General features: G+C 68.3%; 11 protein-coding genes. 10 read left to right on the forward strand and 1 reads right to left on the reverse strand.

What is annotated here, in order from left to right:
- Nucleotides 1-114: 114 nt before the first annotated feature.
- The 10 genes from OO47_RS26240 (at nucleotide 115) to OO47_RS26285 (ending at nucleotide 8,477) form a co-directional block, all read left to right on the forward strand.
- Entirely contained in the window at nucleotides 115-528 is a 414-nt protein-coding gene (locus OO47_RS26240; protein WP_030218877.1) for a hypothetical protein, read from the forward strand.
- 222 nt (nucleotides 529-750) lie between these two features.
- Complete coding sequence (atpB, locus tag OO47_RS26245; protein WP_030218874.1) at nucleotides 751-1,560, forward strand: F0F1 ATP synthase subunit A; 810 nt, start codon at nucleotides 751-753, stop codon at nucleotides 1,558-1,560.
- Nucleotides 1,561-1,651: 91 nt separating this feature from the next.
- The gene (gene atpE / locus OO47_RS26250; RefSeq protein ID WP_006346597.1) at nucleotides 1,652-1,882 is read left to right on the forward strand and encodes an ATP synthase F0 subunit C; all 231 of its coding nucleotides are present in this window, start codon (nucleotides 1,652-1,654) and stop codon (nucleotides 1,880-1,882) included.
- Nucleotides 1,883-1,923: 41 nt separating this feature from the next.
- On the forward strand, nucleotides 1,924-2,469 hold the full coding sequence (locus OO47_RS26255) for a F0F1 ATP synthase subunit B (RefSeq protein WP_030218869.1): 546 nt from the start codon (nucleotides 1,924-1,926) through the stop codon (nucleotides 2,467-2,469).
- Nucleotides 2,466-3,281: a F0F1 ATP synthase subunit delta gene (locus OO47_RS26260; RefSeq protein WP_030218865.1), complete on the forward strand. Its 816-nt coding sequence runs from the start codon at nucleotides 2,466-2,468 to the stop codon at nucleotides 3,279-3,281. Before OO47_RS26255 ends, OO47_RS26260 begins: the two co-directional genes overlap by 4 nt.
- 140 nt (nucleotides 3,282-3,421) lie before the next feature.
- The gene (atpA, locus tag OO47_RS26265) at nucleotides 3,422-5,020 is read left to right on the forward strand and encodes a F0F1 ATP synthase subunit alpha (protein ID WP_030218863.1); all 1,599 of its coding nucleotides are present in this window, start codon (nucleotides 3,422-3,424) and stop codon (nucleotides 5,018-5,020) included.
- 20 nt (nucleotides 5,021-5,040) lie between these two features.
- Nucleotides 5,041-5,958, forward strand: coding sequence for a F0F1 ATP synthase subunit gamma (locus OO47_RS26270; RefSeq protein ID WP_030218860.1), 918 nt, complete (start codon nucleotides 5,041-5,043; stop codon nucleotides 5,956-5,958).
- Complete coding sequence (gene atpD / locus OO47_RS26275; protein WP_030218857.1) at nucleotides 5,958-7,400, forward strand: F0F1 ATP synthase subunit beta; 1,443 nt, start codon at nucleotides 5,958-5,960, stop codon at nucleotides 7,398-7,400. The genes OO47_RS26270 and atpD overlap by 1 nt, the downstream gene beginning before the upstream one ends.
- A gap of 113 nt (nucleotides 7,401-7,513) precedes the next feature.
- Nucleotides 7,514-7,888 (forward strand): F0F1 ATP synthase subunit epsilon, encoded by a 375-nt coding sequence (locus tag OO47_RS26280; protein ID WP_030218854.1) that lies wholly within the window; start codon nucleotides 7,514-7,516, stop codon nucleotides 7,886-7,888.
- A gap of 142 nt (nucleotides 7,889-8,030) precedes the next feature.
- Complete coding sequence (locus tag OO47_RS26285) at nucleotides 8,031-8,477, forward strand: DUF2550 domain-containing protein (RefSeq protein WP_030218852.1); 447 nt, start codon at nucleotides 8,031-8,033, stop codon at nucleotides 8,475-8,477.
- 78 nt (nucleotides 8,478-8,555) lie between these two features.
- On the opposite strand, the gene OO47_RS26290 is transcribed toward OO47_RS26285, so the two are convergent.
- Nucleotides 8,556-9,248 (reverse strand): glycoside hydrolase family 18 protein (locus tag OO47_RS26290; protein ID WP_033210356.1); only part of this gene is annotated, 693 nt, incomplete at its 5' end.

The following is a 9,248-nucleotide window of genomic DNA, read 5'->3' on the forward strand; positions in this document are numbered from 1 at the left end:
CAGTGCCGAAAGACCGTAGTGCGACGGTCCGTTGGCCCCGAGACCCACCTCGGACCGGGCTTACGCTCGTCCATGACGACACCATCGCCCCCTCCATCAAGCGGAGACACCGCCATGCCGTCCAACGACGCACGCATCCTTCTGCACACCGCCGTCCCCACCGCAGCCGTCGGCGCAGTCGCCACGGTCGTCAGCGGGGTGGTCGCCGGTGGCAAGGGCGCGCTCGGCGGGGTCGTCGGCACCCTGGTGGTCATCCTCTTCATGGGGATCGGCCAGCTGGTTCTCCAGCGGACGGCGAAGTCGCTGCCGCACCTGTTCCAGGCGATGGGGCTGATGCTCTACACGGCCCAGCTCCTGGTGCTCTTCATCTTCCTGGCGTTGCTCAAGAACACCACGCTGTTCGACTTCAAGGCCTTCGCCTTCACACTGCTCGCCGCCACCGTCGTGTGGGTGGCCGCGCAGGCCCGGGCCTACATGAAGGCCAAGATCGCTTACATCGACCCCGGAAACTCGGGGCCGAAGTCGTGAAGGGTAGGGCCGGGATAAAGCCGCGTTCGGCTTCCTGCTATCGTCCGGTGCCAACTGCGGCACTGCGGGCGCGGGCATCCGAGACGCCTGTCCCAGCGCGAGGCTCGAAGCCGAACCGCCGCCCCCTTATCCGTAAGACCAGTCCAGTGCCGACCCGCGGCTGCGTGCCGCGCCGACACAACGAGGTTGCCGTACCTATGCGCCACGCTGAAGGAGCCCGCGGTGAGTGCTGACCAGACGCTTGCCTTCGACCCGGATTGCCACATCTTCACCGGATGTGGCTTCCCGGCGCCGGGCCTGCACACGTTCATGTACGAGCCGATCGCCACGTGGGGCAGCTTCGAGCTGACGAAGCCCATGCTGCTCGCGATCCTGAGCTCCGTCGTGGTCGTCGGGTTCTTCTGGGCCGCCTTCCGCAAGCCGAAGCTGATCCCCGGCAAGATGCAGATGGTCGGCGAGGCCGGTTACGACTTCGTGCGCCGCGGCATCGTGTACGAGATCATCGGCAAGAAGGACGGCGAGAAGTACGTCCCGCTCATGGTGACGCTGTTCTTCCTCGTCTGGATGATGAACCTCTGGTCGATCATCCCGCTGGCCCAGTTCCCGGTCACCTCGCTGATCGCGTTCCCGGTGGCCCTGGCGCTGGTCGTCTACGTCGTCTGGGTCTCGCTCACCTTCAAGAAGCACGGCTTCGTCGGTGGCTGGAAGAACATCGTCGGCTACGACAAGTCGCTCGGCCCGATCCTTCCCCTGGTCGTCGTCCTCGAGTTCTTCTCGAACCTGCTGATCCGGCCCTTCACGCACGCGGTCCGACTGTTCGCGAACATGTTCGCCGGTCACCTGCTCATCGTGATGTTCTCGCTGGCCTCTTGGTACCTGCTCAACGGCCTCGGCATCGTCTACGCCGCGACGTCGTTCGTGATGGTCATCGTCATGACCGCGTTCGAGCTCTTCATCCAGGCCGTCCAGGCGTACGTCTTCGTCCTCCTGGCCGCCAGCTATATCCAGGGCGCGCTCTCCGAGCACCACTGAGTCCGGCCCCGACCGGCAGCACACCTCACAAACCAACAGTCGTCCGGTGGCCAACCCCCACCGGGTCCTTGAAAGAGAAGGAAGAACCGGCATGTCCGCTCTCCAGACCCTCGCCGCTGTCGAAGGAAACGTCGCCGCCATCGGTTACGGCCTCGCCGCGATCGGCCCCGGCGTCGGCGTCGGCATCATCTTCGGTAACGGCACCCAGGCCCTCGCCCGCCAGCCCGAGGCTGCCGGCCTGATCCGTACCAACCAGATCATGGGTTTCGCCTTCTGTGAGGCGCTCGCCCTCATCGGCATCGTCATGGGCTTCGTTTACTAAGCCCGATTTCGACGACAGCCACTTTTACGGAAGGCACTGATGTGAACGCTCTGCTTCTTGCGGCGGCGGAGGAGCCCCAGCCTCCTCTGATCCCGCATCTCGACGAGCTCGTCATCGGCCTGATCGCCTTCGTCATCGTCTTCGGCTTCCTCGCCAAGAAGCTCCTCCCGAACATCAACAAGGTTCTGGACGAGCGCCGCGAGGCCATCGAGGGTGGCATCGAGAAGGCCGAGTCGGCCCAGATCGAGGCTCAGAGTGTGCTGGAGCAGTACAAGGCCCAGCTCGCCGAGGCCCGCCACGAGGCCGCGCGTCTTCGCCAGGAGGCGACGGAGCAGGGCACCGCGATCATCCAGGAGATGAAGGCGGAAGGCCAGCGCCAGCGCGAGGAGATCATCGCGGCCGGCCACGCGCAGATCGAGGCGGACCGCAAGGCGGCGTCCGCGTCGCTGCGCCAGGACGTGGGCAAGCTCGCCACCGACCTGGCCGGCAAGCTGGTCGGCGAGTCCCTCCAGGACACCGCCCGCCAGAGCCGCACGATCGACCGCTTCCTCGACGAGCTCGAGGAGAAGGCCGAGGCCGTCCGATGAACGGAGCGAGCCGTGAGGCACTGGCAGCCGCCCGCGAGTCCCTCGACGCGCTGACCGACAACACCCCGGTCGACGCGACGAAGCTCGCGGACGAGCTCGCCGCCGTCACCGTGCTGCTCGACCGCGAGGTGTCGCTGCGCCGGGTCCTGACCGACCCCGCCCAGTCGGGTGAGGCCAAGGCCGCACTCGCGCAGCGACTCCTGAGCGGTCAGGTGGGCGGCGAGACCGCCGATCTGGTCTCGGGCATGGTCCGCTCCCGCTGGTCGCGCTCGCGCGACCTGGTCGACGCGACCGAGGAGCTGGCGAACACCGCCGACCTCACCGCGGCGCAGAAGGCGGGCGCCCTCGACGGAGTCGAGGACGAGCTGTTCCGCTTCGGCCGGATCGTGTCCTCCAGCACCGAGCTCCGCTCGGCGCTGACGGACAAGGCCGCCACGGCCACCGCCAAGGGCGCGCTGCTCCGCAGCCTGCTGGGCGGCAAGGCCCACGCGACCACCGAGCGCCTGGTCGTCCGTCTGGTGACCCAGCCCCGGGGACGTAGCCTGGAAGCGGGACTCGAGTCCCTGTCCAAGCTCGCCGCGGCGCGCCGGAACCGGATGGTCGCCGTCGTCACCTCGGCGGTCCCGCTGTCGGACCGGCAGAAGCAGCGCCTCGGCGCCGTCCTCGCCAAGCTGTACGGCCGCGAGATGCACCTGAACCTGGACGTGGACCCCGCGGTCCTCGGCGGGATCTCGGTGCGGGTCGGCGACGAGGTCATCGACGGCACCGTCGCGGAGCGCCTCGACGAGGCGACCCGTCGACTGGCCGGCTGACGCGGTCACCACAGCAGAAAAGCATCACAGCATCACCAGCGGCCCGGTTGGGCCGTGCAGAGATTGCAGAAGATTCCTGGGGGTCGGCCCCCAGACCCCTTAAGAAACTTCGGGCCCAACAAGGAGAGCAGGGAACCCAGATGGCGGAGCTCACGATCCGGCCGGAGGAGATCCGGGACGCACTGGAGAACTTCGTCCAGTCGTACCAGCCGGACGCGGCCTCGCGCGAGGAGGTCGGCACGGTCAGCCTGGCCGGCGACGGCATCGCGAAGGTCGAGGGTCTTCCCTCGGCCATGGCGAACGAGCTGCTGAAGTTCGAGGACGGCACCCTCGGTCTTGCGCTGAACCTCGAAGAGCGCGAGATCGGTGCGATCGTCCTCGGCGAGTTCAACGGCATCGAGGAGGGGCAGTCGGTGCAGCGCACCGGCGAGGTCCTCTCCGTCGGCGTCGGCGAGGGATACCTCGGCCGCGTTGTCGACCCGCTCGGCAACCCGATCGACGGTCTCGGCGAGATCGCGACCGAGGGCCGCCGCGCCCTCGAGCTGCAGGCGCCCGGCGTCATGCAGCGCAAGTCGGTCCACGAGCCGATGGAGACCGGCTACAAGGCCGTCGACGCCATGACCCCGGTCGGCCGCGGTCAGCGTCAGCTGATCATCGGCGACCGCCAGACCGGCAAGACCGCCCTGGCCGTCGACACGATCATCAACCAGCGCGACAACTGGCGCTCGGGCGACGTGAACAAGCAGGTCCGCTGCATCTACGTCGCCGTCGGCCAGAAGGGCTCCACCATCGCGTCCGTGCGCGGTGCGCTGGAGGAGGCCGGTGCGCTCGAGTACACGACGATCGTCGCCGCCCCGGCGTCCGACCCGGCCGGCTTCAAGTACCTGGCGCCGTACACCGGCTCGGCCATCGGCCAGCACTGGATGTACCAGGGCAAGCACGTCCTGATCGTCTTCGACGACCTGTCGAAGCAGGCCGACGCCTACCGCGCCGTGTCGCTGCTGCTGCGCCGCCCGCCGGGCCGCGAGGCCTACCCGGGCGACGTCTTCTACCTGCACTCCCGCCTCCTTGAGCGCTGCGCCAAGCTGTCGGACGACATGGGTGCCGGTTCGATGACCGGTCTGCCGATCGTGGAGACGAAGGCCAACGACGTCTCCGCGTTCATCCCGACCAACGTCATCTCCATCACCGACGGCCAGTGCTTCCTGGAGTCCGACCTGTTCAACGCCGGCCAGCGCCCGGCCCTGAACGTCGGCATCTCGGTCTCCCGAGTCGGTGGCTCCGCCCAGCACAAGGCGATGAAGCAGATCTCCGGCCGCCTCCGCGTGGACCTCGCCCAGTTCCGCGAGCTGGAGGCGTTCGCCGCCTTCGGTTCCGACCTGGACGCGGCCTCGAAGGCGCAGCTGGAGCGCGGTCAGCGGATGGTCGAGCTGCTCAAGCAGGCTCAGTACCAGCCGATGCCCACGGAGAACCAGGTCGTCTCCATCTGGGCCGGCACCACCGGCAAGATGGACGACGTCCCGGTCGCCGACATCCGTCGCTTCGAGGCCGAGCTCCTGGCGCACCTGCGCCAGAACCACTCGGGCCTCATGACCTCCATCCGTGAGGGCGGCAAGATGTCGGACGACACCCTCCAGTCCGTCGGCGACGCCATCGCGGAGTTCAAGAAGCAGTTCGAGACCTCTGACGGCAAGCTGCTCGGCGAGGACGCCCCTGCCGCCGTCAACGTCTCGAAGTGACGACGGAAGGGACCTGACTCATGGGAGCGCAGCTCCGGGTCTACAAGCGTCGCATCAAATCCGTCACCGCGACGAAGAAGATCACCAAGGCGATGGAGATGATCGCCGCCTCGCGTGTCGTCAAGGCGCAGCGCAAGGTGCAGGCGTCGACTCCGTACGCGACCGAGCTCACCCGCGCGGTCACGGCGGTGGCCACGGGTGCGAACGACAAGCACCCGCTGACCACCGAGTCGGAGAACCCGACCCGCGCCGCGGTCCTGCTCCTGTCGAGCGACCGCGGTCTGGCCGGCGCCTTCAACTCCAACGCCATCAAGGCGGCGGAACAGCTCACCAGGAAGCTGGAGGCCGAAGGCCGCCAGGTCGACATCTACGTCGTCGGCCGACGCGGCATCGCGCACTACAACTTCCGTGAGCGCAAGCTGGCCGACTCGTGGACCGGTTTCACGGACGAGCCGACGTACGCGGACGCCAAGAAGATCGCCGAACCGCTGATCGAGGCGATCGAGAAGGACACGGCCGAGGGTGGTGTGGACGAGCTCCACATCGTCTACACCGAGTTCGTCTCGATGATGACGCAGACGGCGGTCGAGGCCCGGCTGCTGCCCCTCAGCCTCGACGAGGTGGCGAAGGAGGCCGGCGAGCCGGACACGCTCCGCCCGCTGTACGACTTCGAGCCGTCGGCGGAGGACGTCCTCGACGCCCTTCTGCCCCGCTACGTCGAGAGCCGGATCTACAACGCGCTGCTCCAGTCGGCTGCCTCCAAGCACGCCGCCACCCGCCGCGCGATGAAGTCGGCCACCGACAACGCGGGAGAGCTCATCACCACGCTCTCCCGACTTGCCAACGCGGCCCGCCAGGCCGAAATCACCCAGGAAATCAGCGAGATCGTCGGTGGCTCCGCAGCCCTGGCCGACGCGACCGCGGGGAGTGACAAGTAATGACGACCACTGTTGAGACGGCCGCCGCCACGGGCCGCGTCGCCCGGGTCATCGGCCCGGTCGTCGACGTGGAGTTCCCCGTCGACGCGATGCCGGAGATCTACAACGCCCTGCACGTCGAGGTTCCGGACCCGGCCGAGGAGGGCGCGAAGAAGACGCTGACCCTCGAGGTCGCCCAGCACCTCGGTGACGGCATGGTCCGCACCATCTCGATGCAGCCCACCGACGGCCTGGTCCGCCAGGCCCCGGTGACCGACACGGGCACGGGCATCACCGTCCCCGTCGGTGACGTCACCAAGGGCCGCGTGTTCAACACGCTGGGTCAGGTCCTGAACGACGACGCCTCCACCGTGGCCGACGCGCCGCGCTGGACGATCCACCGCAAGGCCCCGGCCTTCGACCAGCTCGAGTCCAAGACCGAGATGTTCGAGACCGGCCTGAAGGTCGTCGACCTCCTCACCCCGTACGTCAAGGGTGGAAAGATCGGTCTGTTCGGTGGTGCCGGTGTCGGCAAGACCGTTCTGATCCAGGAGATGATCGTCCGTGTGGCCAAGCTGCACGACGGCGTGTCGGTCTTCGCGGGCGTCGGCGAGCGCACCCGTGAGGGCAACGACCTCATGGTCGAGATGGAGGAGGCCGGCGTTCTCGACAAGACCGCGCTGGTCTTCGGCCAGATGGACGAGCCCCCGGGCACCCGTCTGCGCGTGGCCCTCGCCGGTCTGACCATGGCGGAGTACTTCCGCGATGTGCAGAAGCAGGACGTGCTGTTCTTCATCGACAACATCTTCCGCTTCACCCAGGCCGGTTCCGAGGTGTCGACCCTGCTCGGCCGCATGCCCTCCGCGGTGGGCTACCAGCCGAACCTGGCCGACGAGATGGGTCTCCTCCAGGAGCGCATCACCTCGACCCGTGGTCACTCGATCACCTCGATGCAGGCGATCTACGTCCCCGCCGACGACCTCACCGACCCGGCGCCGGCGACCACCTTCGCCCACCTCGACGCGACGACGGTTCTCTCCCGTCCGATCTCCGAGAAGGGCATCTACCCGGCCGTGGACCCGCTGGACTCCACGTCCCGGATCCTGGACCCGCGCTACATCGCGCAGGACCACTACGACGCCGCCACGCGCGTCAAGGGGATCCTGCAGAAGTACAAGGACCTCCAGGACATCATCGCGATCCTCGGCATCGACGAGCTCAGCGAGGAGGACAAGCTCGTCGTCCACCGCGCGCGCCGCGTCGAGCGCTTCCTGTCGCAGAACACCCACGCCGCCAAGCAGTTCACCGGTGTGGACGGTTCGGACGTTCCGCTCGACGAGTCGATCGCCGCGTTCAACGCGATCTGCGACGGCGAGTTCGACCACTTCCCGGAGCAGGCCTTCTTCATGTGCGGTGGTCTCGAGGACCTCAAGAAGAACGCCAAGGAGCTCGGCGTCTCCTGAGCCCCGTGCTCGCCTTGAGGGGGGCGGGATCCGTCCCGCCCCCCTCTCCACGCCCCCTAGAATTGACCCCAACACCCGGCACGACCGCCGGGTGGTGACCCGAGGAGCCACCCTTGGCTGCTGAGCTGCACGTCGAGCTGGTCGCCGCGGACCGGAGTGTCTGGTCCGGCGAGGCCACCCTGGTCATCGCGCGTACCACCTCCGGCGACATCGGCGTCATGCCCGGCCACCAGCCGCTGCTCGGTGTGCTGGAGTCGGGCCCGGTGACCATCCGTACGAGCGAGGGCGCGACCGTCGTCGCCGCCGTCCACGGCGGGTTCATCTCGTTCGCGGACGACAAGCTGTCGCTGCTCGCGGAGGTCTGCGAGCTGGCGGACGAGATCGACGCCCAGCGCGCCGAGCGCGCCCTGGAGCGCGCCAAGACGGACTCCGACGCCGCCGCCGAGCGGCGCGCCGAGGTCCGGCTGCGCGCGGTAGCGGTCCGCTGACGGTCCGCGCAGAGCAGTGCCCTCAGCCGCGGCACGGCTGGAATTTTCCAGACCGTGCCGCGGCTGAGGCGATGCAGGTGCAGGTTGTATTCGGTTCGGCCGGCTGGTCCGGTCACGGGACGCAGCGAGGAGGTCGGTGAAGATGTTCCTCGCTCTGCTCGTGTGCGGCCTGGTCGTCGCACTGGTGGTGATCGGGCTCTTCGTCTTCGGTTTGCGCCGGAGACTGATCCAGAGGGCCGGCGGGACGTTCGACTGCTCGCTGCGCTGGAACGTCCCCGACGAGCCGGATCCGGCCGGCAAGGGCTGGGTGTACGGCGTCGCCCGCTACAGCGGTGACGAGATCGCCTGGTTCCGCGTCTTCTCGTACGCGCCCCGGCCGCGCCGGGTCCTGGAGCGGTCCTCCATCGTGGCCCTGGAGCGCCGGATGCCGGAGGGCGAGGAGGAGCTGGCGCTGCTCTCGGACGCGGTGATCCAGCCCTGTATGTACGAGGGCGTCCGCCTGGAGCTCGCGATGAGCGAGGACGCCCGGACGGGTTTCATGGCCTGGCTGGAGGCGGCGCCTCCGGGGCAGAGGGTCAACGTCGCGTAGGTCTGTACGACGACGGAGGACGACGGAAGCGGGGGACGGCGTGCTGCGCCGTCCCCCGCTTCTTCGTTCCCCTGCGGGCTAGCTCAGGCCGCTGTTGATCGCGCCGACCAGCTCGCCGTTGGTGGTGTCACCGCTGAACTCCCAGAAGAAGGCGCCGCCCAGGCCCTGGGACTTGGCCCAGCCCATCTTGGACGTGACCGTGGCCGGGGTGTCGTAGCTCCACCAGTTGGTGCCGCAGTGGGCGTAGGCGGTGCCGGCGATCGTACCGGTGGCCGGGCAGGAGTTCTTGAGGACCTTGTAGTCCTCGATGCCCGCCTCGTACGTGCCGGGCGCCGCGCCGGTCGCCGTGCCGCCGGGGGCGGACTGGGTGACGCCGGTCCAGCCGCGTCCGTAGAAGCCGATGCCGAGCAGCAGCTTGTTGGCCGGGACGCCCTTCGCCTTGAACTTGGCGATCGCCTCGGCGGAGTTGAAGCCCGCCTGCGGGATGCCGGGGTACGAGGTGAGCGGGGAGTGCGGGGCGGTCGGGCCCTTGGCCGCCCAGGCGCCGAAGAAGTCGTACGTCATGACGTTGAGCCAGTCGTAGTACGGCGCGGCGCCGGCGTAGTCGGCGGCGTCGATCTTGCCGCCGGCGGAAGCGTCGGCGGTGACGGCCGCGGTCACCAGGTTGTTGGCGCCGAACTTGGCGCGCATGGCCTGCATCATGTTCTTGAAGGAGGCCGGGCCGCTGGTGTCGCAGGTCAGGCCGCAGGCGTTGGGGTACTCCCAGTCCAG

The organism is Streptomyces bikiniensis (assembly GCF_000716625.1).
Taxonomy (GTDB): Bacteria; Actinomycetota; Actinomycetes; order Streptomycetales; family Streptomycetaceae; genus Streptomyces; species Streptomyces bikiniensis.

Excerpts from the sequence above, each read along its gene's own strand:
- OO47_RS26240 (WP_030218877.1), top strand. The coding sequence starts at position 115 with ATGCCGTCCAACGACGCACGCATCCTTCTGCACACCGCCGTCCCCACC.
- atpE (WP_006346597.1), top strand. The coding sequence starts at position 1,652 with ATGTCCGCTCTCCAGACCCTCGCCGCTGTCGAAGGAAACGTCGCCGCC.
- OO47_RS26260 (WP_030218865.1), top strand. The coding sequence starts at position 2,466 with ATGAACGGAGCGAGCCGTGAGGCACTGGCAGCCGCCCGCGAGTCCCTC.
- atpA (WP_030218863.1), top strand. The coding sequence starts at position 3,422 with ATGGCGGAGCTCACGATCCGGCCGGAGGAGATCCGGGACGCACTGGAG.
- OO47_RS26270 (WP_030218860.1), top strand. The coding sequence starts at position 5,041 with ATGGGAGCGCAGCTCCGGGTCTACAAGCGTCGCATCAAATCCGTCACC.
- atpD (WP_030218857.1), top strand. The coding sequence starts at position 5,958 with ATGACGACCACTGTTGAGACGGCCGCCGCCACGGGCCGCGTCGCCCGG.
- OO47_RS26285 (WP_030218852.1), top strand. The coding sequence starts at position 8,031 with ATGTTCCTCGCTCTGCTCGTGTGCGGCCTGGTCGTCGCACTGGTGGTG.